Genomic DNA, 25,728 nt, shown 5'->3' with positions numbered 1-25,728 from the left:
CGGAAAACCATGCTCTGTATGGCTTCAGATGCCATTGACATCCGCTCGTACAAGGGATAGGATAATGTCAACTGAGACACGAAGGAGAATGCAACTACCATGACGATTCCAAAAACATTAACAATAGCTGGTTCGGACACGAGCGGCGGTGCAGGTATTCAAGCTGATTTGAAAACTTTTCAGGAGCTGGGTGTGTATGGCATGACCGTACTGACTACGGTTGTGGCAATGGAGCCCGAAACATGGGATCACCAGGTCTTTCCTGTTGAATTAAATGTAGTTGAAGCGCAGCTTCGCACTGTTCTGGACGGCATCGGTTTTGATGCAATGAAGACAGGTATGCTCGGTTCTGTAGATATTATTGAATTGGTAGCAAAACATATTCGTCGCAGCGGTCTGCCACAGATCGTTATCGATCCGGTAATGGTATGCAAAGGTACAGACGAAGTACTGCAACCGGAAAATACGGAAGCGATGATCGAATTCCTGTTGCCAGGTGCTGATCTGGTTACACCTAATCTGTTCGAAGCATCCCAACTGGCGAAGAGCGGACCGATTCGCTCCAAGGAACAGATGGAAGCAGCGGCAGCAGCAATTCATGCCCATGGCTCGAAGCATGTTCTGATCAAGGACAGAGGTGTCATTAGCCCGGGTAAAGCAATGGATCTACTCTATGATGGAACCAACTACGAATGGTTTGAAGCCGATGTTGTCGGCTCCGGATATACGCATGGTGCGGGCTGCACGACGTCTGCGGCGATTACCGCAGGATTGGCTCGTGGTCTTTCAGTGAAAGAGGCTGTTCGTGAAGGTAAAGCCTTCGTGACCAAAGCGATTGCCGGCGGATTCCCGCTGAACCGTTTTGTTGGCCCTACACTGCATGTGGCACACCGTCTGGAGCAACAACGTTAAGTGTTGCCAGGGAGCGCGCAGTAGCGCATCAATTCTGGATAACACACTTCGATTTCATTCAAGTAGCTGTCAATGAGCAGGAGCATGCTCGTTGACGGCTTCTTTTTTATGCGAATTTTTATAAAAATTAGTAACTTTTGGCTTATATTAGTCGTATATATCATGGGAGCATTCCAAAACATGTGTGGACACATGAACGACACATGGAATAGGTATGTTATCATCAGAAATCTAAAAAGGAGAGTCGGCCATGATCAGAACAGTGCTTCTGGTGGAAGATGAAAGCCGCATTCGTGAGATTGTGGCCGATTATTTCATAAAAGAACAATGGAACGTCATAGAAGCAGAACATGGAGTACAGGCACTGGAACTGTTGGCTCTGCATGAGGTGGATCTGGTTATTCTGGATGTTTTGATGCCTGAAATGGATGGATGGACGTTATGTGGGCATATTCGATCCCAATCCACCGTACCTATTATCATGCTGACTGCACGGTCCGAGGATGACGATAAAATTCATGGATTCCAGCTGGGCGTAGACGATTACGTCACCAAGCCGTTTAGTCCACGTGTGCTGGTTGCACGTGCAGAGACATTAATGAAGCGTGTTGAAGGTGCATTTGGACGAGAGCAGGGTGTGATTCGCTTCGGACAGGTAACCCTTGATCCATGGGCCAGACGTCTGGAGAAGGACGGAATTGAATTGGAACTTGCACCAAAGGAATATGATCTGTTGCTTTATTTGGTACGTAATGCAGGCATTGTGTTGTCCCGGGATGCCATATTGAATCGGATCTGGGGATTTGATTTTGAAGGGGACTCACGTGTTGTGGATACCCACATCAAGAAGCTGCGCAGCAAATTGGGTGATGAAGCCAAGTGTATCCGGACGGTGATTGGCACTGGATATCGTTTCGAGGCAGAAGCATGAGAAGAAATGGCGTAACGATGAAGCTTTTCCTGGTCATGGCAGGATGTCTGGTTCTTCTATATGGGACGACGGTTTTTGCCCAGTTGGTCTGGTTCCCCGACTTCTATCAGCATCAAAAGGTCAGCAGTATGAAGAAAAAGCTGTCCAAGTTCGAACAGCAATATTCCAATGGACATTGGAGTGATTTACAGCTGGCCAAGGAGACCGGGAAGTTCATGCGTCAGAATCAATCGCATCTGGTCATTCTGACGAATACCGGAAGACTGGTTAATGACCCGTTCCACATTACGTTGCTTCAAGAGGATGGGAGTCACGTGAAGGTGTCCTTGTCCTTGTTTATCAATAGTGAGAATGCTGGCTGGATTACATCCCATCTGAAATATGGGCAAGAACTGACGGTGAGAGGTCCGGCCAGCGGGTCCATGGTTTATCCATTCAAAATCCAGGATGCCACTTCTGCCGCATGGGGAACAGAGAGCTTTCAGGAATCAATTGAACCGATAAAGGAATGGTCAGGTGTATTGACCGAGGTCGTTCTTCCCAATCTGGCAACGTGGAGTCAGAGGCAGGGACTGCTGGTGCAAGCCCTGGATAGCCGGTTCCCTTTGTCCACCGAAGACCAACTGGCCTTGGCGAATGGCAAAATGCTCAATGAAGAATGGATGGATAGCTGGAGCGGTGTTCGCAATGTCATCACCATTGCTCCAGTGCATCGTTCCGGACCCGAGCAGCAACTGATCTTTTCGCTCACCTCTCTACAGGAGATGAGAGAAGCGAATGAGGCAACACGTTTGTTCTATGCGTATTTCGGCATTGGGGCATTTATATTGATTCTGTTGCTGGCGTTACTCCTTTCCCGAATTGTAACGAAGCCGCTCTTGGCCTTGAATCATGTCGCCAAGAAAATGTCTACGCTGGATTTCACGGTGAAATCACCCATCCGGCGTAATGATGAAATCGGTAGTTTGTCTAACAGCCTTAATGCCTTATCGGGAACCTTGGGTCAGACACTGGAAGAGCTGAGGCAGGCCAACACGCAGATGCGTACAGATATGGAAATGAAGCAGGAGATTGAACAGCGACAGCGCAAGTTTTTTGCCGATGCATCACATGAACTTAAGACACCAATCAGCATTATTAAGGGATATTCTGAAGGGCTGAAGGATGGCGTGAGTGAGAGCAAACGGGAGCGTTACATTGAGATCATTGCCGATGAGGCGATCAAAATGGAAACGATGGTTGAAGAGATGCTGGATCTGGTGCGACTGGAATCCTCAGCGGTTCAATTAAATACGGATGCTGTTGCACTGGCTGACATGATTGAAGATATCGCCGGCCGTCTGGGTCCGCAACTGAAGGACAAAGGATTGGATGTGGTGCTTGTATCCACAACAGAACAGACGGTTGAGGGTGACCGAAGCAAGCTGGAGCAAGTTATTTTCAATATCATGATGAATGCTATACGTCATGCAATACCACATACCGATATAACTATTGAGATTAGCAGGCGTGAAGGTTTTGTCCATATTTCCATTGAGAACAAGGGCGAGCAGATAGCTGAAGCTGAGCGGCAGTATATATGGGAGAGGTTCTATCGGGTAGAGCGCTCACGTAATCGTAAAATGGGGGGGACCGGGCTTGGTCTGGCCATTGCGAAGCAGATTCTTGATCTGCATGGGTGCAGTTATGGAGTGGAGAATACACCGGATGGAGTCCGTTTTTATATTATTTTTCCTAAAGCCTAGTACGAAAGGGAGTCAAATCTTATGAAGTCTTTACCATCGATTTTAACCTTGGGGAATCTGAGTTCAGGCATGCTGGCAGTCATTATGGCTATTCATGGTGAATTTGCCCTGGCTGTAATGATGATATGGGTAGCGATGTTCTTTGATCTGTTTGACGGGTATGCGGCTCGTAAATTGCATTGTGAGGGTGAGTTCGGCAAGTCTCTGGACTCGCTTGCAGATGTAGTTTCATTCGGAACAGCGCCCGTGCTGATTCTGTACCTGAATTCCATGCTTGAAGTGAGTGTGCTGGGGATGGCACTGACTGCATTGTTTCCGATTTGCGGTGCTTTGCGTCTGGCCCGTTATAACTGTCAGAAGACAGCAAGCAGTGGTTTTGTCGGAATGCCGATTACATTTGCGGGAGGTCTGATGTCCTTTTTCGCACTCTGGAGTCCTTATTTCACACATGGTGTAGCCTATCTTGTCATTATTGTATTATCCGGTCTCATGGTGAGCCAAATCCGATTCCCGTCTCTAAAACAAGTGTTAGCCTCACATGAGAAGGATATTGTGGAACCGAAATAAGGAGCGAGTCAGTATGGAATTTGCAAAAGAATTTATTGGTCAATATGGTTATTTCGCAATATACGGACTACTGGCTCTTGGCGTTATTGGCATGCCGATTCCGGATGAGGTGATGATGACTTTTGTCGGTTATCTCGCCTCCATCTCGGTATTGAATTACTCCGTATCCATCGCCGTCAGTTTCGGTGGCGCATTTACCGGAGGGCTGCTTAGCTACATGATTGGCAAGAAAGCGGGCAGGCCGCTGGTTGAAAAATACGGTAAGTGGGTCGGCGTTAATGCCAAACGATTCAGCAGGGTGGAGTCGTGGTTCCTCAAATATGGGTATTGGTCCATCATCCTGGGTTACTTCATTCCAGGCATTCGTCATCTCATGTGTTGTTTCTCCGGGATCAGCAAGATGGCAATTGGCAGGTACGTAGTTGTATCGGGCATCGGTGCATTCGTCTGGTGTGTTGTCTTTATCTCAATAGGCTTTTATGTTGGCGTGTTAACTTAAAATGGGACAGCCTGTTGTAACAACAGGCAAAGATCGAAGACCTCTTGAGTGTAAGGTGGTCTTTTTTTGTTTTTCAGTGTATGGCCGGAGACCTCATTCTAAGTAATTTAATCGACTACAAGTAACTTACCCTTGGAGCTGTAGGCTAGCCCGCAAGCTATTTCAAGTAAATTCAAGCTCAGAGCTATTCCTCGGTGTAAATCCCCATGTAACTCTCCATGTAACTCGTTAGTGACGCAAGTATCTGACACTCCAGTAGCTAAAGTGGTTCGCAATTAGGTTTAATAGTAGTAACTCCAAACGTTTCAAAGTCATCGCCAATATTCTAACGAACTCAGGTGAGCTTATTATCGAGATAAGAGGCATGTTGGAATTCTAACGAATCTCAGCAACCTTATTTAACGAAAAAGCCCGAATAAGTGCCCTGATTTACTCCATATCATCACAATAAGGTGTCCTGAGTTCGTTAAAATATGGATATGTACGATATCGGCGAAATAGAGTGTCTCATGTTCGTAAGATATAGGTTCGATATCGTTGAGTACCACTAGCGACATGTAATACTTGTTGATCAATCAGGCTGTGAAGAACTCTTCGAGCATGCTGATCCGTGATTCGCAGGTGCGTTGCTAGTTCCGAGGGGGCAAATGGATGGATGATGCGTCTGGCATAACGAACAGTCTCGGCTTCTAGCCAATTTAAGGATGTTGGAACGTCCGTAGCAATGAATTTTCCCATAAAAGAGAGCACAAGCTGTTGGCACCGTTTCGGTTCATCTTTTATGGAGAGATAAGCGATCGGCAGAAAAATCCAATCATCCAACGTTAGCAGACAATGCCGCCAGCATAAATCTTTAAAACGCCGTACATCCAGATCACGGGCATGTGGGCCGTATCCCTGAATCTCAATACCTCCTTTAACGCCGTTACCTGGCAGATAAGCCAGATCCAGATACCGATAGCCGTTATGAAAGTCTCGAACTTCCCATTCGGGTTGCAAATGGTTAAAGTTTTTCATCACCGGAAACCAGACTGAACGCAAAAATTCCAACGTGCCATGTTCAAGTCCATTTTCAAGTCTGGACAGCACTCTGGGGTTTGTTTCCTTCTCCAGAAGGGAGTGCATCCAAACTTCGTAAGCCTCATCAAAATCAATGCTCATCGTCTTCATCTCCTCTAAAAATAAAATAAAATAAAACGAACGTGAACAAGGCTTCAGGTCGTCATGTAAAAATACAAAAAGCCGCTCTGACCATTCCAACCTTCGCGTTGAAGGGGAGAATGGATCAAAGCGGCGTGTGCTTCACGACCGATATATTACATTTCTAGATCAAGTATAGCTTTAAATATGGAATGATTTCAATACCTTTTAACTAGAACAATCTCAAGCCAAGGTTTGAATGCCAGAACGAGACTGGACGTATTCCGAGCTAGTAGGTGCTACACTTTAAATGTGTGAAAACGCATCCTTCATGTGCGAGTAAGCGATGTAGACGCTGTAAAAGTAGATTATTCTCCCACTCAAGGCGGTTTACATTTAATTAAATTCTTCGTACCGCCGGTATGCGTCGTCCCTCGCTCATGCTTGGAAAGAAGCGTAGAGCGGGCAATAAGAGCTAAGGAATCTGAGACGTCTTATTCAGGGGTTTGAAGCACTCGCAGAAATGTAAGGAACCTGAGAAACGCTATATCGGAATATACAGCCATTTTCAGCGTTTTATTATGGAAATTTGGGAAATAAGGTGTCTGATGTTTCTTACAATTGAAAAAGAGAGCCAGAGGACCAAATAAGACGTCCTAGGTTCCTTAGAAAAATAGTATGGTCAATCTTAAGGCGCAGCCGGCCTACATTTTAGCGATTTAACGCCCGTTAATGCTTCAAAACCGTGTTAGTATGTGTGACGACTGGGTACCTTGGGTGTGCGAAATGCGAAAAGTGCAGCATATCATCAAGACATAGCTTAACTGAGTCGCAAGACACTCATAGTAATTCGAGGGACACAACTGAAGTCTAGAGTTCAGAGTAACACACTGGAATCTTTATTGTTAAGTTTTGAACCGAGACATACCCTCACCCGTTCAAATGGGATTCCTCAATTCCTTTTTCAACCCGCTGCTCCCCTTTTTTACGTGCAAAGGTGATTTTGAGGAGTGGCGGAGTAACCAGTGTAGTCACAATAACCATGATCACAACGCTGGTAAAGTACTCCGAATCAAGCAAGCCCGAAGCAAGTCCAGTCGAAGCAATAATTAGAGCAACTTCCCCTCTGGAGATCATGCCTGCTCCAATAGCAATAGAAGAGGAACGGTCGAACCCGGTCAGCCGGGCACCAGCTCCACCACCGATAAGTTTGGTAACAATGGCGATGAGGCTTATAACGACAATAAACCAAATTTGTGAACCCACACCATCAAAGGTGACATTTAAGCCGATACTAACAAAGAATACCGGGACAAATATTCCGTAAGCAATCGGCTCGATTTTAGTTTCAACCTCATGTTTGAATTTGGTTTGGGAGATCGCGATACCAGCGGCAAATGCACCAATGATTCCAGCAACTCCCATCCACTCTGCAAAGTATGAAAAGAGGAAACAGATTATGAGTCCTGTCGTAATCACGGTTTCCGTGACCCGCAATGGGGCCATCCATTTCATGACCCGTGGCACAAGCCACCAGCCTGCTGCAAAGATGATGACGAAGAACAAAAGTTTCTTACCAATCAACAATCCAATAGAGACATCTCCTGTACCTGTGCCGAGCAAGCTCATCATAACGGCGAGCAGAACCACAACGAGCACATCATCCACAACGGCTGCACCCAGAATGGTGGTACCCTCCCGTGAACTCAGTTGATTCATATCCTTCAACGTTTGCACTGAGATACTCACTGACGTTGCACAGAACAGTAGTCCGAAGAAAAGCGCGTGTGTCTGCGACATACCAAATGCTATGGCCGAACCGTATCCTCCGATAAAAGGTAAAATAACACCACCGACGGCCACAGCAAAGGCCGCCTTCCAGTTTTTCTTTAATTGCTCCAGATCGGTTTCCAGTCCGGCGATGAACATCAACAACAGTACCCCGATCTCAGCCATATAATGAACGAAATCCGTCTTCTCCACCCAACCTAGCAGGGCAGGTCCGAGGATGACACCCACAATCAGTTTCCCCAAAACCGATGGTTGACCCAATCTTACGGATAGATCACCAGCAAGTTTGGTGAAGATTAAAATAAGTGCAAGAACCAAAATAAATTCCATAGGTGTTCTTCCCTCCAGTAGTAGCGTCTATAGGTTAACCAACCCAAGGGCGATCCATCCTCCGCTTCAACCAGACAAAAAGGCACAGAACGGCATTAGCAGAGTGCCGTTCTGTGCCTGAAAAAGACAAAGAGGGGCCCTTGGTGACAGGCTCCTCCAGTTTGAACGCGTATGTGATTAATTGCGTTAATTATACCACAAATGAAGGATTCGGTAAATGGGAGCCGGATTGGATTTGAGTGAAAATGGCCGCAAAGGGGCATTTTATAGGGGAGCGCAGCGGTTTTTGTTCAGAGTGTTGTCACTTAACAGCCCGGAATTGGCGAGATATAATGATATAGAACATAGAAGTTAGGATATGAGGAGGATTTTGCATTGGGCAAAAATAACAAAGGGGAGCCGAACATTCCATCCCCGACGAGCAATAAAAATTTCGCAGGCATCATTATCACGATTTCCATTCTCGCTAATGTCATTATTTTATTATTGTTCTTCGCACCGTCGATTGGATACAAAGGTGATGTAACCTTTGATATTACGGTGTTGCCGCGGTTTAATGCCGTGTTTAACAGCTTTACCTTCATCTTCCTGCTCGCAGCGCTTATTGCGATTATCAAGCGGAATGTGAAGCTGCACAAACGATTTATTCTTGCTGCATTCTCAACAACATTGTTATTCCTCGTGACCTATCTGACGTTTCATTACCTCTCACCAGAGACGTCCAAATACGGCGGCGAGGGCATCATTCGTTCGATCTATTTCTTCATTCTGATTACCCATAGTATACTGGCAGCCCTGATTGTTCCATTGGCGTTGTTCACACTTGTATGGGGTTGGACGAATCAATTGAAGAAACACCGCAAAATTGCACGTTGGACGATGCCAATCTGGCTGTACGTCAGTTCTACAGGTGTTGTGGTATACCTGATGATGGCACCATATTATTAATGTGATGAACGTTTCACTGTGCTAATCAGTTTGACTTGCGGGTAATGTTTCCATGGAAGGAGGGTTCACGTTTATGTACAGAGTTGTTTTGATTCGCCATGGACAGAGCATGTGGAATGTAGAGAATCGTTTTACCGGATGGACAGATGTGGATCTGACAACGGATGGTTACGGAGAAGCACGTAAAGCAGGGAAGATCATGAAGGAACAGGGATTTGATTTTGATTACGCCTATGCATCCGTGCTGAAACGTTCTATCCGAACACTCGATATTGCGCTGGATGAAATGGACCTCATGTGGATTCCCATTACGAAGACTTGGAAGCTGAATGAACGTCATTATGGTGCGCTGCAAGGACTGAATAAACAGCAGACTGCTCTGAAGTACGGGGAAGACCAAGTAAAGGAATGGAGACGATCCGTTAACGTATCTCCCCCGGCACTGGACGAAACCGATGACCGATATGTGCAGGATCTGGACAAGTATAAGCGGCTCGGATGCACCATCCCTTTTACGGAGAACCTGATGGATACCTCGAAGCGTGTACTGGAGTACTGGAATGCGGAGATTAAACCGATGGTGTCTGCTGGCAAAAGAGTGCTGATCTCTGCGCATGGGAACACGCTCCGTTCACTCGTCATGCATCTGGACCAATTGTCCGAAGCAGACGTGATGGCGCTCAATATCCCGACAGGCATTCCGCTTGTCTACGAATTGGATGAAGATCTGCATCCCATCGGACACTTTTATCTGACCGCCGATGGTTCGACCTACAAACATGAAGAAATGACCCATGTGGCAACGCCATCTGATTAATTGGACATGGACGTTTGTCTTGATTGTACGAAAGCTTGTATGATTTATCTCGTTCGGTTGCTGTTTCAACAGGACGATTGGAAGATGACCGCTGAATTGAATTCGGAGGTCATCTTTTTTTCTGCGATCAAGCCTGTACTTCGTTTCGTTTTGCTCTCACAGGGTAATTGTCAAACAAGACACGATGTACATTTATCCTGAAGGAGGAGAAGCACATGTCTAAAAAAAGAGGAATACTCATGACGGCTATCGGCGCAGGTGTGACTTATCTGATGAGGAACAAACAAGCAAGAGATAAGCTGTTTAGCACTGTCTCGGGTATGATGAAAAACTCCAATTCGTCGTCCAATGGAACAAGTAAAACCAGACCACGCGTGGAAGTGAAATAGATTGCGTTAGTTCGTTTATCGTTGAATTAAAATGATGATCATGAGAAACCTGGAGATGAAGTCGTTCCAGGTTTTTTTGTGCAATTAAAAGCAATTCCTTGCTTTTGTGTGTAATGCGATTTTTGCTAGCAAGAATGATACAATGGATACTTGCAGAACGTATGGAGGGAGATGCACATATGAAGAAAAATCGTCTGGGTACATCCGAACTGATGGTGTCTGAGATTGGGCTGGGATGTATGTCACTTGGAACTGAAATGGAGCACGCTATGGGCCTGATTCATGAGGCTCTAGATCATGGGGTCAATCTGCTGGATACAGCCGATCTGTACGACGCAGGGCGTAATGAAGAGATTGTAGGACAAGCTATTAAAGGACGTCGGGACCAAGTCATTGTGGCGACCAAAGTAGGTAATCGTCGTATCCCCGGCAAAGAGGGCTGGTCATGGGACCCGTCCAAAGCCTACATTAAGCAGGCTGTACATGAAAGTCTGAAGCGTCTGCAGACCGATTACATCGATCTGTATCAGCTGCATGGCGGGACCTTGGACGACCCCATCGAAGAGACGATCGAAGCATTTGAGGAACTGAAGAAGGAAGGACTTATCCGATATTACGGAATTTCCTCCATTCGTCCCAATGTGATTCGGGAGTATGTAAAGAGGGCATCCATCGTCAGTGTGATGAACCAATACAGCATTGCTGACCGCAGAGCGGAAGAAGAAGTGCTACCTTTATTGGAACAAAAGGGGATCAGCGTAATTGCCCGCGGGCCCGTAGCTAGCGGTGTGCTTGCCGATTCCGGATCTGCCAAGGCAGACAAAGGTTATCTGGACTACACGCCAGAGCAACTATATACCATTCGGCAAGGGCTAAGTCGTCTTGTTACAGACCAACGCAGTATGGCTCAGACAGCTATCCGCTACGCGTTATCCCATCCTGCCGTAGCAGCTGTTGTCCCTGGTGCCAGTTCAAGAGAACAGTTGCTGCACAATGTTGCTGCTTCGAATTCGCCTGAACTCACCGCTGCTGAAATTCAGGAAATACGAGAGCTCAGTCCCGCTAATCTGTACAAGCAGCATCGTTAACTCCATTAAGCCTATTTTCAATTGTAACTATACGAGGTACAATGAAGATCAGCCAAAAAAGGAACATATAAGGGAGAGAAGACATATGGAAAGAATTCAAAGTGAACAGCAATATTTGGATACAATTAACTCTGATGGTTTTACCGTCATTAAATTTGATACAACCTGGTGTCCGGATTGCAAAAACCTGGATCGTTTTATCGGGGATGTTATCGACCAACATACGGACAAAACCTTCTATGCCCTGGATGCAGAGAAGTTCCAGCCATTTGCCGAAGAAAATGGTGTACGCGGCATTCCAAGCCTGCTCGTCTTCCAGAACGGTAAGAAAATCGCGCATTTGCATAGCAAATGGGCTAAAACACCTGCTCAAATCTCCGAGTATCTGGAGACGCTTGAATCCAAAGTTTAAGCGTACGAGACTCAGCAGTTTGTCTAATTAATTTAGCTAAGGAGACCTCTTCTTGTCCTGCGACAGGAAGGGGTTTTTCTGCTTCATTCCAGCACGCATGATGTGCATTCAAATGTGCATTTAAATAACGGAAGTTGAGAAACAACGCTTGTTTAGAATTTGTTCAGTGCTCCCATGTATACTGTGAGAACAAACTGAATATTTGGAGTGAACAAGATCCGTATGAAGAATGAAATTTTTGAAGAAATGCACCAATTAAGTCACAATGATGACCGAAGATACCGATTGTTGATGATCGGGGTGAAGCAATTGCTGCAGGAACAAAAGGAGAATAGATATAATCTGCGTGAGAGATTAAAGAATCGAAAGAAACACCGAAACTTTCAAGTAAAAGAGTGGTATTAGACAGGCTGCTTTTCAGAAGTGAACATAAATATGGTTGTCCATGATACATATTAAGTAAACCTAGTCGGCATCACCAATGATCCAACCCACTAAAGAAGGAAGTAATGAAGAATCAGACTTCTTCTAATTACGGATGTTCCTGTCTCTGGAGCAGTAACAGAATCGTGAAGCAACAGAAACATGAAGTAACGGAAGTATAGCAATATAAAATATGGCGGCCTCGCTTCCCAAGGGAACGTGAGGCCGCCATTGATTTTGCCTGTCTAATTACTTGAATTGTAATGATTACATCAAAATAATAAAGAACACGGCTGCCAAGACAAAGCGATACACAGCAAAGACGGTCAGACTCAATTTTTTCAAAATGGACAGGAACGTCTTGATCGCAAGCATGGCGACGATGAAAGCAGCGATGAATCCAATCGCGAAGATTGGGAAATCACTGCCGTTCAGGTGATCGATACTTTTGTACAGGTCATATCCCGTAGCACCAATCATAATTGGCACAGACACAAGGAATGTGAACTCCGCAGCGGCTACACGGCTTACCCCTGCAAAGAGACCGCCTGAGATCGTGGACCCAGAACGGGAGAAGCCTGGCCACAATGCCAAGATCTGAAATATACCCACCGCGAATGCCTGTTTGTAGGAAATATCATCAACATCATGGGTAGTAATCCGCCCACTCTTCCGGCTCCAGCGTTCGGCCACGATCATCAATATACCACCTATAACGAGGCTGTACAGCACTGTTTCCGGACCAAACAAATGTGCTTTGATCCAGTCGCGGAATACAAGTCCGATGACTACGGCAGGAACCATCGCCAGGAAGATATGTCCCAGATTGAGGCGGCGGGAGTAAGGTCTGCTCCCTCCGGTGAAGCGGAACATATCAATGAATTTGTTCCAGTACAGTACAACAACAGCAAGTACAGCTCCGAGTTGAACAACCACCTCAAACGTTTTGACTGACTCGTTGTCCTCCGATAAACCCAGCAAGTGGGCAGTCAGAATCATGTGTCCAGTAGAGGACACGGGCAAAAACTCAGTCAAACCTTCGATGATGCCCATAATAATGGATGATATAATGTCCAATTCTCTTCCTCCTTGAAATGCAGGTGACAGCAAAGGCTGTCCTGCTTGACCATGCCTGTTCATTTGAACAAGGCTATCACCTATTATGATCACAAATGCACTCAACTTCAACTTATGCTTGTAACCATTTGTTTAAAACTATATTGACAAAAACCTAGTTATCCCATAGGATATAAATTAACTGACTGACTGATCAATCGGGAGGGTTACATGAATGACCAAAATTAACGGTTTGGAACCCGGTGAAGAACGCCGGGACCAAATAATACGCATAGCGATGGAGCGTTTTGCAACCCAAGGCTACCATCAGACGAAAATTTCCGATATCGTCCGCGAGGCTGGTGTGGCGCAAGGGACATTCTACTGGCACTTCAAGAGTAAAGAAGCCATTGCTTCGGAGATTGTCTTAACGGGCAAGGAGGAGTTACTTGAGTCGATTGGACAAGGGTACCGTAAGGATGCCGGATCGGTAGAGGATATGGTGAAAGCATCGGAAAGGCTGTTCACTGACTTGTTCTTGTTTGCCGCGCAGAATCGCTATTTTATGGAACTGTTGCTCAAAGGCATCGTGACGGAAGAGTCCGTACAACGCCTGGTCGAGGAGACACGTAATGCTGTGGAAACGGCTTTTCGTCACAATATGGAACGTGCCATCGAACTCGGCATGTTGCCTAAGGGCATGGATGTACCGCTTCGAGCAGCACTACTGGTAAGCATGATTGAAGGCATGATATCACGCTGGTTGTTCGGTTCCGATGAGTTGCACAGCAAGTTCTCAGCTATGACAGCTTCATCGCTGGCAGCTGAGGCAGCAAGCTTTGAGTTTTACGGACTGCTAGGCACATAAGATTCACATGATTAAACAAATAGCAGGGAATAATGGGTACAACTGCGGTTTAGCCACAATAAAGTAACCAAATGTACATCCAGATTAATACACGACTGAGAGGAAGTTAACGTAATGAACAAAACATATGGATCGAAAACTCGTAAAGGCTGGTCTTTGACAGCAATTCTGCTGATGACCGTGCTGGTACTTAGTGCTTGTGGAAGTAAAGCAACAGACAATGGAAGCACAAATGGTGCACAGGCAAGCAATGAACTGGAGCAAATCAAGTCGGCTGGCATTATCAAAGTGGGCATGATGGGCACATACGCACCGTACAACTTCCTGAACGATAAGAAAGAAATGGACGGCTACGATGCTGATATCGCACGTGAAGTTGCGAAACGTCTTGGGGTTGAGGTTGAATTTGTATCCCAGGAGTTCTCCGGTCTGACACCAAGTCTGCAAGCGAAGAAGCTTGATGCCATTATCAGCCAGATGACCATTACCGATGATCGTAAGAAAGTACTGGATTTCAGTGATCCGTATATTACGAACCAAGTTAAAATTATTGTAAAAGAAGATAATAACGATATTACCAAGCTGGAAGATTTCAAAGGAAAAACGATTGGCGTAGGTCTGGGTACAAATGATGAATCATATCTGCGTAATGAAGTGTTGCCAAAAGTGGGAGACTTCACGATCAAAACCTATGACGATGTCATCTCTTCACTCAAAGATCTGAATGCTGGACGGATTGACGCAACAATCAACAATATGTACGCTCTGAAACCGATTGTGGATGCCAACGGATTGAAAATCAAAGCTGTAGGTGAAGCTATTAAGAGTGACCAGGCAGGTATTGCTGTTCGCAAAGACAATCCGGAACTTGTAGCAGCACTGAATGATGCGCTCAAAGGCATGAAAGATGATGGCACGTACAATACCATTTTCAAAAAATGGTTTGGTGAAGAGCCTGCGCAATAATGAACCTGCAAGGCGAAGGGAAGATTTGACCCATGGAACTGGTATTTGAGAATATCCCCTTCTTTCTGAAGGGGGCTTATTATACGCTGTATGTAACTGTGATCTCCATGTTTTTTGCGTTCATCATCGGAGTGCTTGTTGCGATTGCTCGTCTGAAGGGACCGATGTGGCTTAGGTTGATCGCAAGGTTTTATGTATCCATCATGCGGGGAACCCCGCTGCTGGTGCAATTATTCGTTATTTATTACGGATTGGTCGATTATGGAGTGACCTTGGGATCTCTCACGGCTGCCTGTTTGGGACTCAGTCTGAATGCAGGTGCATTTTTGTCGGAGACGTTCCGTGGAGCCATTCAGGCTGTACCAAAAGGACAGACAGAAGCTGCATATGCAACGGGAATGACCCCGGCTCAAGCGATGAGACGGATTATCTTCCCGCAGGCTGTGCGCATTGCCATCCCGCCGATGGGTAACACCTTTATTGGCATGTTGAAGGAAACATCACTTGTGGCGGCGATTGGTGTTACCGAGTTATTACGGTCAGCACAACTGCTGGTATCACAATATGCATTGAACATGCCATTTTATCTGGCGATTGGTGTGATCTACTGGATCATGAGTATCGGCTTCTCGGCCATTCTGGAACAAGTGGAGCGCCGGTTGGCCCGGGCTTACTGATAGGAGGAGAGAACCGATGATTACAACAACTGGACTTACCAAACGTTTTCAGAAAAATGAAGTACTTACGAACATCGATCTTCATGTCGATGCCAAAGATATTGTTGTATTGCTCGGCCCAAGTGGTTCAGGCAAAAGTACCTTGCTGCGCTGTCTGAATGGACTCGAAGAGTTGTCCGGAGGACAGATCGAAGTGAACGGTGTTGTGGTTAACAGCGCAGATCCGCTGCGAGTCCAGCGTGCCCGGGTACTGGAGATTCGTCGCCAGACCGGCATGGTATTCCAGCAATTCAATCTGTATCCGCACAAGACAGTGTTGGGTAATGTGATGGAAGGTCTTGTTACGGTGAAAAAAATCAAACGTGACGAAGCGGCTGAACGCGGCCGGATTCTTCTGGATCGAGTCGGCTTGTCGGACAAGCAGGATGCGTATCCATCCCGATTGTCCGGTGGACAACAGCAACGGGTAGCCATTGCACGTGCACTTGCGATGGAGCCGGAAGTGATGCTGTTTGATGAGCCCACTTCAGCTCTTGACCCTGAACTGGTCGGAGAGGTACTTTCCGTCATGAAGGAGCTTGCAGAGGAAGGTATGACGATGCTGGTTGTGACGCATGAATTGAAGTTTGCCCGTAATGTGGCGAACAAAATCGTCTTTATGGCAGACGGATCGATTGTGGAAGAGGCAAGTCCACAGGCCTTTTTCGAACAGCCGAAGCAAGAGCGCACCCGCCGTTTCTTGCAACAAATTACTGAATTCTAATTATATTACTACAATTTATACTGATTGATACGATCGATTATAGCGATAAGCTGCTGAGTGAAGGGGACGGAATCGATTCTGAAGAAGCGTAGCGCTCGCCTTTGTCTCCGAATATTGTCCTTTGTGAATATAAATCAAAAATATTTGGAGACAACAGCGATCGGAAGAACGAGCCGTACCCGGAACGGAGTTCTGCAAATCGTAAACTATTGTGAGAAAGAAGGATAACATCATGAATGTAACAACCGTATGGAACGGCAAACGCGCGTTTACTTCCGAAGGACCCTCTGGCTACGCCGTTGGCATGGATGCCACTGCTGCTTATGGTGGTGACAGCAAGGGGGCGACCCCGATGGAATTGTTACTGGCGGGTCTCGGGGGCTGTATGGGAATCGATATTACGATGATTCTGGACGCTTTCCTGGACAAAATTGAGTCAATTGAGATTGAAGCGCAAGGTACACGCAGTGAAGAGATGCCTAAAGGGTTCACATCCATTGATCTGATCTTCAAGGTCGATGGGGATATCCCGGATTATCGCATCTGGAAAGCCATTCAAATGGCTGAGGAAAAATATTGTGCAGTCTCCGCTTCGCTGAGCGCGGATATTCATCCCAAACTGATCCTAAACGGGGTAAGCACACCTCGTCCTTAACAGCACGCGCACAAACTTTATATTGAGCAGGCACTTCCAATCGAGGGAGTGCCTTTTTGGCTTTTTTACCCCTTCTACAATTCGTAGGTATCGTTAGGCTGAATGTTGAACAAGGTTCCAGATGCCCATGAATTCCGTAATAGCCTGATCGATCGTTGCATGAGGAACACCGTCGCGGGCTTGTGTAGAGATGCCTTGCATAAAGGTATCAAATACGGTGGTCAGCATGGCTACATTTGTGGAAGCAGGAATTTCACCGACATCCACAGCACGCTGGATGCAATCCTGCAGGCGGTTGCGAGTCAGCTTTCGTTTCTCGGCGGCAATGTCACGGATATGATTATTTTTGGAAGAACATGTGCTGGCTGACAGCACAATTAAACAGCCAGATGGATGTGTACTGTCTGTTTGCATTTTTGCTGTGCTTCTTAAAGTTGTTTCGATCGCTTCTCTGGGTGACAGCGCGAGATCCGAGAAACTTTCCGTCACACGTCCAAACGTTCCCATGTATCGTTCTACCACTTCTTTATACAGCGCTTCTTTGGATTCAAAGGCTGCATAGAAGCTGGCAGCTGAAATATCCCCCATGGCTGCTCGAAGCTGAAGTAATGAAGTGGCCTCGAAACCTTGCTCCCAAAAGAGCATCATCGCTTGTAATAGTGCCTCATCCCGGTCGAAAATGCGCGGACGTCCCGTTCTTGCCATAAGAGTTCCCCCCTCTTTTTCTTAATTATATACTAATCGATCCAAAAGTCATTGACAAGGTGAGACGGTCTGAATAATATAAAGAATGATCGATCCACAATTCGATTACTTGTTCTACACTATCTTAAAAGGAGCTGCACAGATGTCTGATATATCTTCTCATCGTTTTCCGTGGTTGGGGTTGCTGGCCCTGGCTATGGCGGGTTTCATAGCTATTATGACCGAAACACTTCCTGCGGGGTTACTGCCGCAAATTAAAGAAGGACTGCAGATCTCTGAGGCAGGGGCGGGGCAGCTTGTCACCTTTTATGCTGTTGGGTCGCTGGTTGCTGCCATACCTGTGGCGGTGCTGACAAAGGGCTGGCGGCGGCGTCCGCTTTTACTTCTGTCTATTATTGGTTTTCTTGTCTTCAACACCATTACTGCCCTCTCATCAAACTATGTACTGACACTATTCGCTCGTTTCTTGGCCGGTGTTGCTGCAGGTGTCTCCTGGGGCCTAATTGGTGGTTATGCATTACGCATGGTACCTGATCATCTCAAGGGAAGAGGCATGGCTGTGGCTATGATTGGAACGCCGATTGCCTTATCATTTGGTGTTCCGGCAGGTACGCTGCTTGGTTCATTTATGGGCTGGCGCTCAGTGTTCTGGCTGATGTCGTTGCTGGCGTTTGTACTGATTTTCTGGGTGCTCTGGAAAGTACCCGACTATCCGGGGCAGTCAGCGGATAAGCGTATCTCAGTCAGGCAAGTGTTGTTCACCCCAGGTGTCATTCCCATTTTAACTGTCGTTTTGGCCTGGATGTTGGCTCATAATATTTTATACACATATATTGCTCCTTTTCTCGCCGATGTCGGTTTGGAATCGAAGGTTGGACTGATTTTACTTGTATTTGGTCTGATGGCATTGGTGGGCATCTGGATTACAGGTATTTTCATTGATCGGTGGTTGCGTATGCTGGTTCTCATGAGCCTTGCGGGCTTTGCTTTGATTTCCCTTGTATTAGGTCTTTGGAGTGAGCACGCTGTTGTCATCTTCGGTTCAGTTGCGCTGTGGGGTCTGACATTTGGAGGAGCGGCTACCCTCTTACAGACTGCACTTGCTCAAGCTACTGGGGAACAGGGTGTGGATCTCGTCATGCCGATTAATACAACCGTTTGGAATCTGGCTATTGCCCTTGGGGGAATGGCGGGAGGTGTTCTTCTGAATCAATGGGGAGCTTCGTCATTTAACTGGGCCATCTTGGCTCTAACATTGGTGGCTTTGATTGTTGCATGGCGTGCCAAAGGATATGGATTTCGCCCATCTAGGAGTCACTAAACTTCTGTCAGTAGAAAATAATTCGGTAAGCCCGGTCGCCATGTTAATGGCGGCCTCTTCTACTAGAGGTAGGCTGGATTGTTGCCCGGCAACATATTACCCATTTCAATGACAATCCGAATTCTGGCGGTTATGTGGTATGATTAATTCTGAGGACAGAACATCCTGATCCTGCTGTTTATATGTAAGCGCTTATACAGATGACGGAAGGTGCAGACATGTTTAAAAGGCTGATACGAACCACTAATAATCTCAAATTAAAGCATAAATTGCTCATTTCCTATGTACTGGTTGTCATGATTCCGGTCCTGATTGTTGGTCTTGCTGTGACCAGTTATTTTCGCCAGCAAGCCCTGGACAATGCGATAGGACAGACGATCATCAATGTGGACAAGATCAAGAGCCAGACGGCAACCATGCTGCGTGTACCAACCGATATATCCAATCTTTTAATGTTTAATGCAGATCTCAAGGAGATCGTGAATAAGCGGTACAAGAGCGTTGTGGAGTTAACCTCAGCGTATCTTGCATACAAAGACTTTCAGGAGTACAGGCGTTTGTACCGTGAGATAGCCGGCATTCGTTTTTACTCAACTAACCCAACATTGATCAACAACCTCGAATTCATCCCGGTAGACAAGCAGACGGAAGAGAGTTACTGGTACCAACAGGCACTGAAAACAACCAGTATCGGTTGGTTCTACATTCCGGACAAGGAAGATAATCCTGTACACAAGCTCAGCCTGGTGCGCAAAGTACCTTTTGCGGAGTATCGGACCGAGGGCGTGTTGATGATTGTGATCAATCAGGATGAGCTGAATGGATTGTTGCGTCAGGAACAGTTCGAGACGATGATTACGGACGAGCAGGGGTATGTGGTTGCAGCCAAGAATACCGAGCTGGTGGGTAAAACGCTGGATGAGCTTGATTTTGGCGTTGATCTGCAGAGTCAGGCAAAAGGCACCATAGAGGGGGATTTCCGAGGGGAACCATCTAATATTGTTATTGATGAGCTGGGCCCTGGATCGAGTATGAACAGCCTGAAGGTGATTTCGGTTTTTGCCACCAAAAATATCGTCAAAGACGCCAACACGGTCAGCTTGATTGGCATGATTTTCATTATACTTGTGCTGGTTATCGCCCTATTATTCGTATATATCATCTCGTTCCTCACTTCGAACCGATTGCTCCGGCTGAGTAAACACCTCAACAAGCTTGCATTAGGAGACCTGAACGTGACTTCACGGATTGATGGAAACGATGAGATTGGGCAACTGTCACGACAGTTTAACTATATGGTGAAAAGTATTAATGAACTCATGACGCAGGTTGTAGAAGCGACCGAACAGAACAATCAATTGGAAATCGCGCAAAAAGAGATTAAACTGAAAATGATGGCGAGCCAGATCAATCCACATTTCTTGTTTAATGCACTGGAGTCCATTCGGATGAAAGCGCATATTAAGGGAGAAGCAGAGATTGCTAACATCGTCAGGCTGTTGGGCAAGCTGATGCGCAAGAGTCTGGAGATTGGCAGTGGAAAAACAACCTTCCGGGCTGAACTTGAAATGGTACGTTCCTATTTGGAAATTCAGAAATTTCGTTACGGCGACCGCCTTGCATTCCAGATCCATATCGATCCCGAGGTGGAGAAGATGTACATTCCGCCTTTAATTATTCAACCTTTGGTTGAGAATGCGATTGTCCATGGTCTGGAGAACAAAGAGGGTACAGTCCGCGTTCATATAAGTATTCGTTTAGTAGAGAACATTGTGCAGATCCGTGTAGATGACAATGGTGCAGGCATAACGCCAGAACGACTGGCTGAGGTAATGCAGTTCATCTGTGGACCAGAAGAACAGGAGAAGAGCCGGATCGGCATGCGTAATGTACATCAACGCTTAACCTTGACGTACGGGGAGCCATATGGATTACAGATTAAGAGTGTATATGGGGAAGGAACAGAGGTTTCTTTCACTTTGCCAGCAGGAGGGGACCAACATGTATAAAGTGTTTTTGGTGGATGATGAACCGAGCATACGTGAGGGACTGACAACCATTATTGAGTGGGAAAAATACGGATTCCAGGTCATTGCTACAGCTGCCAGCGGGCGTGAGGCCATCTCCCGGTTTGAGGAATTGGAGCCTGATCTGACGATAATTGATATTCGCATGCCCGGTATGACCGGGCTGGATGTGATTGAAGAAGTGCGCCGGAATCATCCGGATTCGCACTTTTTGATTTTAAGTGGTTACGCGGATTTTGACTATGCCAAGAAAGCCATCAGTTTTGGTGTGGATGGTTATCTGCTCAAACCGGTGGATGAAGAAGAGATTATTGGTGAACTGGAGCGTATTGCTACAATCCTGACCCGTGAACGGGAGACAATGGCACGTCATGCTGGTGAAGATACCGTCTTTCGGGAGCATCAGATCGAGGCTTTGCTCTTTGACAGTCTGGAGGGTGCGGGCAGTATGGAAGAAGATAGCCTGGGGCTGCACTGGCCTCACTATCAGATTGTGCTGCTTGAGATGCATGTAACCCCCGACCTGCAACGGGGAAGTGTTATGAAACGCAAACTGATTGAAGCATTTGACCATAAAGACCGAGGCATTGTATTCTCTTTCCATTCTGGTCTGGGGCTGTTAAGTAAGGAAATAATCACATCCGAGTCATCTGCAAGAAATCTGTATGATGAGCTGGAAGGACTGCTGGGAGAATGGGAGGTTCACATGTACGGTGCTGCGGGAGAACCTGTACATTCCACCTCTGAAATTGCGCGGTCATACACGCAAGCGAATCGTTTACTGGGGGAACGCTTCTTGTTCACGGAGCAACGCATCATTCTGTGGACTGAAGGCAGCGCAAGCGAAAGCATTGTTAAGCCAGAAGTTGGAGCTGTGGACGGAGCACATGAGCCAGTTGAGGACGAACTCGCGGACAAGCTGTATTATGCGTTAGACATCCGCAGTAGTGAGTCCGTTATGCGGGTACTGGGTGAGATGGAAGAGCGCCTGGTTCCATATCACCGAACAGAGCAAGCGATCAAGACGGCGTTCTCACAGGTATTTTCCCTGGCGTTCAACAAGCTTGCAGCGACGAATCAACATATGCACTCCATTATGCAGGAACATTCGGTTCTGATTAATGAAGTCTATCATCAATTTACGATGACTGATCTCAAAGTCATGGCATCGGAACACTTGAATCGACTTATTCAACGTATGGGTGGGGGAAGCAAGGATACTGTATTGAAACAGATGATTGAATTTATTCAGCGTAACCCTGGCGAAAATCTCAAGCTTGAGGTACTTGCTGAAGTGTTTAACTATAACAGCAGTTACTTGGGTAAGTTGTTCAAGAATCATACTGGAGAGTATTTCAATGCATTTCTGGACAAGGTTCGTATGGAAAAGGCCAAGGAATTGCTGGACGAAGGACTGAAGGTCCATCAGGTTGCAGCGAGAGTGGGATATGCAAATGTGGACTACTTCCACGGTAAGTTCAAGAAATATGTAGGGGAATCCCCTTCCGCTTACAAACAGGCCAGAACCCAATCACCAATTAAAGGAACGGCTACGGATATAAACGAGGAATAAGTACGGAGTGCTGGGCGTTGCCCTTGCCTATTGTGTAAAACGTTTTCGATATTTCTGAGAAATTTCCAGATTCATCATATTGTCCATGCACTTCCCATGATAAGCAATGGTCACGGAATGCTTCACATTTTAGACTGGATTTACAAGAATCCAGATGAAGGGATGGCTATACGATATGAATTTGTCTGATATAGGTGCTGTACGTCATACATTGAACTTAAATGGAACATGGCAGTTTTGTTTGGATCTGGAGTCCGATGAACTCGTTGAACAAGAGATATTACCGCCATCACAGTGTGAAAATACATCATGGGAGACTATTCAGATTCCCGGTTCATGGGAAGAGCAAGGATACGGAGATGAGCCTGAATACGAAAGGCTCGATACCTGGACCAAGGTACGCGAGTATGAAGGCTCAGCCTGGTATGCTCAGGATGTTCATGTTCCATCAGACGATCCCGGATGCCACTATGTATTCAGATTGGAAGGAGTCCGATGGACAACGCATCTCTGGATCAATGGACAGTACGCCGGGCAGCAGGATAGTCTGGTGAATCAACAGAAGTGGGATGTTACCTCTCTGGTGAAGCAGGGTGAAGTGAATCGTGTGGAGATCCGCGTGGATAATACGATGAAACTTCCGCTGGCGGGTAGCCATATTCATTCATTGCATACGGCCACAGCCTGGGGTGGAATCACGGGTGGTGTTTATCTGGACAGTCTGCCCCCATGCCGATTACAGACGTTACGTATTCAACCAGATGCTGAGAACGGAACCATTCTGGTTGATTGTACTGTAAGCGCTCCCGCAAATGATTCCGCTAGATCGATGCAATTACATGTGGATATCCAGCATCCGGACGGCACATGGCTTGATCGATATAGTTGTAATGTGAATCTGAATGATCCATCACATGTGGATATAAACTCAGCAGGGCTAACTGAAAGCAACGCTGTAATAGATCAGTGGCGATTGGAACTTGGAACAAAAAAGTCTATCGCAAGATGGTCGGATGAATCCCCTGAATTATACAAGGCTGTGATCCGTCTGCATAATGGTGAACAGGAACTGGATCGGCTGGAGCAATCATTTGGTGTACGCTCCTTTGCAGCAAACGGGAAGCAGCTTGAATTGAATGGGACACCAGTATATCTGCGTGGGTACGTCGATTGCTGTATCTTCCCACTGACGGGTTATCCCGTCTGGGACAAGGAGCATTATCTTCAGCAATTTCGAATCGCCAGATCGTATGGCTTCAACCATGTCCGACTGCATGGTTGGAGCGCGCCGGAGCCTTTCTGGGAGGCGGCTGATGAAGCGGGCATGCTAGTGCAGGCAGAACTTCCCCATTGGTCTCGTTTCTTTGAGCAATCGGATCAGTCTGCGCCAGCTGAAGTATTGTCCTATCTGACACAAGAACTGGACGGGTTGCTTCAGTCGCTGTATAGACATCCTTCATTCGTCATGTTCTCCATGGGGAATGAACTCATTGGTCCGAATGGCCACCCTGAACTTAATGCATGGGTATCGAGGGCAAGGGATATGGACCCGACCCGGTTATATACGGACAATACAGGATTTGGACAGCTTCCGGCGCAAGGGCGGGAAGGTGATTATTATATTCAGTCGTTGAACTGGCATCCCCCGCTGGAATCCGCATATTCTGCTGTGCCGGATACCACGCTGGACTACCATGCAGTCACCCGGCTTGCGGAGCATCCCGTCATTGGGCACGAACATGCACAGTACACCATGTATGTGCGGCCTCAAGAGCGAGCCAAGTATACTGGGGTATTGCGTCCTAGCTGGTTACGACCGATCGAAGAATCGTTAACAAACAAAGGCATGATGGAGGACTTGGAGCATTTTCAACAGGTCAGTGGTACCCATCTGGTACGTTCCTTAAAAGAAGCCATGGAGCGGATTCGGCGAACACCGGACGCTGCGGGCGTACAGCTTCTGGACATTCGCGATTTTCCAGGGCAGGGACATGCTACGACGGGCATTCTGGATGTATTTTGGGATGACAAAGGCATTACAACACCAGAGGAATTCATGCTTTTCAACGCAGATGTGGTACTGTTATTAAGCTGTAAGGAGCGTACATTTTACGCCGGAGAACCCATTCATGTCGATGTACGCATCTCTCACTACGGTAAGGAGCCGCTTAAGGACGCAGTTATTCAGTGGAGGTTAATAAGCGATGATGTGATACTTACTGAAGGGGCATGGAAGACCGGAGATATCCAATGTGGGTCTGTCATGTCACTGGGAAGCATCGTCGCTACCGCACCTCATGAAGGGGCAGCAGCTTTTCGGATCGAAGCGGAGCTGATATCAGGCGATTCGGAAAGAACTGTAGCGAATGTATGGCATGGCTGGTCGTTTCCTTTTTATCAGTCCCATCCGGGTTCGAATCGGTTCTGGAATACCGTGGCAGAGTTGAAGCCATTCCTGGGTGAAGCGCATGATGATTGCGTAGATCGCATCGATGGATTTCAGTTGTTGAAAAATCAGGAGATTGACTTGGTTATCGTTCAGTCGTTAACACCCAATGTCGTTGATTATGTGGTCAACGGGGGAAGTGTTTGGCTACAGCCAACCGCAGAAGGGTTATATGATTCAGTGGAGACCAAGTATCTGCCTGTATTCTGGAATTACCTGATGTTTGCAACACAGCCTGGTGCAACGATGGGCATGTATTTGAGAGATCGGCCAGCACTACTAGGCTCCTTCCCGCATGATGGTGCTTCGGACTGGCATTGGTATCACTTGGTGAACGGTACACCAGCGATATGTTTGGATACGTTGCCCGGGGTGGAACCGCTGATCGAAGTGGTGGACCATTTCCATCGGGCCAAACGACTTGCTTATGCCTTTGAGGCAAAAGTAGGGAAGGGCAAGATTTTGATATCCTCACTTCCGTTTGCCAATCTGGCTGTAATGAAGCGTCCGGAAGCCGCCTACTTATTTCAGGAGATACTTGCCTATCTGAATGGAGATCAATTCCGTCCAGCAACCTCCATATCCGTAGCGCAATTACTCGGCATCGTTAAACTGCAAACCATTCAATTTACATTGTAATCAGAGGGACCCGAAAGGGTCCTTTTTGTATGCCCTGTAA

Annotated in this window: 24 protein-coding genes; 20 read left to right on the top strand and 4 right to left on the bottom strand. The window is 46.6% G+C overall.

Features of this window, described 5'->3' with window-relative positions; all coding sequences use genetic code 11:
- The first annotated feature begins 99 nt into the window (after positions 1–99).
- The 5 genes from thiD to MKY44_RS24490 all read left to right on the top strand — a co-directional run bounded on the left by thiD (position 100) and on the right by MKY44_RS24490 (position 4,654).
- The gene (thiD, locus tag MKY44_RS24510) at positions 100–912 is read left to right on the top strand and encodes a bifunctional hydroxymethylpyrimidine kinase/phosphomethylpyrimidine kinase (RefSeq protein WP_017692191.1); all 813 of its coding nucleotides are present in this window, start codon (positions 100–102) and stop codon (positions 910–912) included.
- A 250-nt stretch (positions 913–1,162) separates the two neighbouring features.
- The gene (locus tag MKY44_RS24505) at positions 1,163–1,843 is read left to right on the top strand and encodes a response regulator transcription factor (RefSeq protein WP_341008955.1); all 681 of its coding nucleotides are present in this window, start codon (positions 1,163–1,165) and stop codon (positions 1,841–1,843) included.
- Complete coding sequence (locus tag MKY44_RS24500) at positions 1,840–3,588, top strand: sensor histidine kinase (RefSeq protein WP_341008953.1); 1,749 nt, start codon at positions 1,840–1,842, stop codon at positions 3,586–3,588. The genes MKY44_RS24505 and MKY44_RS24500 overlap by 4 nt, the downstream gene beginning before the upstream one ends.
- A gap of 21 nt (positions 3,589–3,609) precedes the next feature.
- Entirely contained in the window at positions 3,610–4,155 is a 546-nt protein-coding gene (pssA, locus tag MKY44_RS24495; protein ID WP_341008952.1) for a CDP-diacylglycerol--serine O-phosphatidyltransferase, read from the top strand.
- 13 nt (positions 4,156–4,168) lie between these two features.
- Positions 4,169–4,654 (top strand): DedA family protein, encoded by a 486-nt coding sequence (locus MKY44_RS24490; protein ID WP_036606861.1) that lies wholly within the window; start codon positions 4,169–4,171, stop codon positions 4,652–4,654.
- A 507-nt stretch (positions 4,655–5,161) separates the two neighbouring features.
- On the opposite strand, the gene MKY44_RS24485 is transcribed toward MKY44_RS24490, so the two are convergent.
- Together MKY44_RS24485 and MKY44_RS24480 are read right to left on the bottom strand one after the other, a co-directional pair.
- On the bottom strand, positions 5,162–5,815 hold the full coding sequence (locus MKY44_RS24485; RefSeq protein WP_341008950.1) for a transcriptional regulator: 654 nt from the start codon (positions 5,813–5,815) through the stop codon (positions 5,162–5,164).
- 909 nt (positions 5,816–6,724) lie between these two features.
- Positions 6,725–7,915, bottom strand: coding sequence for a cation:proton antiporter (locus tag MKY44_RS24480; RefSeq protein WP_341008948.1), 1,191 nt, complete (start codon positions 7,913–7,915; stop codon positions 6,725–6,727).
- Positions 7,916–8,290: 375 nt separating this feature from the next.
- Here MKY44_RS24480 and MKY44_RS24475 point away from each other — a divergent pair, with 375 nt between their 5' ends.
- The 6 genes from MKY44_RS24475 (at position 8,291) to MKY44_RS24450 (ending at position 11,974) form a co-directional block, all read left to right on the top strand.
- A complete protein-coding gene (locus MKY44_RS24475) occupies positions 8,291–8,863 on the top strand; it encodes a DUF420 domain-containing protein (RefSeq protein WP_017692198.1) in 573 nt (190 codons plus the stop codon).
- Positions 8,864–8,936: 73 nt separating this feature from the next.
- A complete protein-coding gene (gene gpmA, locus MKY44_RS24470) occupies positions 8,937–9,680 on the top strand; it encodes a 2,3-diphosphoglycerate-dependent phosphoglycerate mutase (protein WP_237178210.1) in 744 nt (247 codons plus the stop codon).
- Between the two features lie 215 nt (positions 9,681–9,895).
- On the top strand, positions 9,896–10,069 hold the full coding sequence (locus MKY44_RS24465; RefSeq protein WP_341008944.1) for a hypothetical protein: 174 nt from the start codon (positions 9,896–9,898) through the stop codon (positions 10,067–10,069).
- A 179-nt stretch (positions 10,070–10,248) separates the two neighbouring features.
- Positions 10,249–11,157, top strand: coding sequence for an aldo/keto reductase (locus MKY44_RS24460; protein ID WP_341008943.1), 909 nt, complete (start codon positions 10,249–10,251; stop codon positions 11,155–11,157).
- Between the two features lie 85 nt (positions 11,158–11,242).
- Positions 11,243–11,569, top strand: a complete 327-nt coding sequence (locus MKY44_RS24455; RefSeq protein WP_017692202.1) for a thioredoxin family protein — start codon at positions 11,243–11,245, stop codon at positions 11,567–11,569.
- A gap of 222 nt (positions 11,570–11,791) precedes the next feature.
- Complete coding sequence (locus tag MKY44_RS24450; protein ID WP_124118151.1) at positions 11,792–11,974, top strand: hypothetical protein; 183 nt, start codon at positions 11,792–11,794, stop codon at positions 11,972–11,974.
- A gap of 285 nt (positions 11,975–12,259) precedes the next feature.
- Here the strand turns inward: MKY44_RS24450 and bacA are convergent, their stop codons facing one another.
- Complete coding sequence (gene bacA, locus MKY44_RS24445; RefSeq protein ID WP_017692204.1) at positions 12,260–13,069, bottom strand: undecaprenyl-diphosphate phosphatase; 810 nt, start codon at positions 13,067–13,069, stop codon at positions 12,260–12,262.
- A gap of 214 nt (positions 13,070–13,283) precedes the next feature.
- On the opposite strand from bacA, the gene MKY44_RS24440 reads away from it, so the two are divergent.
- The 5 genes from MKY44_RS24440 to MKY44_RS24420 all read left to right on the top strand — a co-directional run bounded on the left by MKY44_RS24440 (position 13,284) and on the right by MKY44_RS24420 (position 16,977).
- The gene (locus MKY44_RS24440; RefSeq protein WP_339191351.1) at positions 13,284–13,916 is read left to right on the top strand and encodes a TetR/AcrR family transcriptional regulator; all 633 of its coding nucleotides are present in this window, start codon (positions 13,284–13,286) and stop codon (positions 13,914–13,916) included.
- 114 nt (positions 13,917–14,030) lie between these two features.
- On the top strand, positions 14,031–14,882 hold the full coding sequence (locus MKY44_RS24435) for a substrate-binding periplasmic protein (protein ID WP_341008939.1): 852 nt from the start codon (positions 14,031–14,033) through the stop codon (positions 14,880–14,882).
- 32 nt (positions 14,883–14,914) lie between these two features.
- On the top strand, positions 14,915–15,559 hold the full coding sequence (locus MKY44_RS24430) for an amino acid ABC transporter permease (protein WP_017692207.1): 645 nt from the start codon (positions 14,915–14,917) through the stop codon (positions 15,557–15,559).
- A gap of 16 nt (positions 15,560–15,575) precedes the next feature.
- Entirely contained in the window at positions 15,576–16,322 is a 747-nt protein-coding gene (locus MKY44_RS24425) for an amino acid ABC transporter ATP-binding protein (protein ID WP_340399495.1), read from the top strand.
- Positions 16,323–16,554: 232 nt separating this feature from the next.
- The gene (locus MKY44_RS24420) at positions 16,555–16,977 is read left to right on the top strand and encodes an OsmC family protein (RefSeq protein WP_341008937.1); all 423 of its coding nucleotides are present in this window, start codon (positions 16,555–16,557) and stop codon (positions 16,975–16,977) included.
- 93 nt (positions 16,978–17,070) lie between these two features.
- On the opposite strand, the gene MKY44_RS24415 is transcribed toward MKY44_RS24420, so the two are convergent.
- Positions 17,071–17,682 carry a TetR/AcrR family transcriptional regulator gene (locus MKY44_RS24415; protein WP_341008936.1) on the bottom strand — a complete coding sequence of 204 codons (612 nt, stop codon included), beginning with the start codon at positions 17,680–17,682 and terminating at the stop codon, positions 17,071–17,073.
- Between the two features lie 142 nt (positions 17,683–17,824).
- Between MKY44_RS24415 and MKY44_RS24410 the strand changes: the two genes are divergently transcribed.
- The 4 genes from MKY44_RS24410 to MKY44_RS24395 all read left to right on the top strand — a co-directional run bounded on the left by MKY44_RS24410 (position 17,825) and on the right by MKY44_RS24395 (position 25,688).
- Positions 17,825–19,003, top strand: coding sequence for an MFS transporter (locus tag MKY44_RS24410; RefSeq protein WP_341008935.1), 1,179 nt, complete (start codon positions 17,825–17,827; stop codon positions 19,001–19,003).
- Between the two features lie 218 nt (positions 19,004–19,221).
- Entirely contained in the window at positions 19,222–21,012 is a 1,791-nt protein-coding gene (locus MKY44_RS24405; RefSeq protein WP_341008933.1) for a sensor histidine kinase, read from the top strand.
- Positions 21,005–22,603 (top strand): response regulator transcription factor, encoded by a 1,599-nt coding sequence (locus MKY44_RS24400; protein ID WP_341008932.1) that lies wholly within the window; start codon positions 21,005–21,007, stop codon positions 22,601–22,603. The genes MKY44_RS24405 and MKY44_RS24400 overlap by 8 nt, the downstream gene beginning before the upstream one ends.
- A gap of 175 nt (positions 22,604–22,778) precedes the next feature.
- The gene (locus MKY44_RS24395; protein ID WP_341008931.1) at positions 22,779–25,688 is read left to right on the top strand and encodes a glycoside hydrolase family 2 protein; all 2,910 of its coding nucleotides are present in this window, start codon (positions 22,779–22,781) and stop codon (positions 25,686–25,688) included.
- Positions 25,689–25,728: the final 40 nt, after the last annotated feature.

The organism is Paenibacillus sp. FSL R7-0026, from assembly GCF_038004485.1.
GTDB classification, from domain to species: Bacteria; Bacillota; Bacilli; order Paenibacillales; family Paenibacillaceae; genus Paenibacillus; species Paenibacillus xylanexedens_A.
Note: the sequence above shows the minus strand (reverse complement) of the source record. Positions and strands in the feature narration are given on the sequence as shown.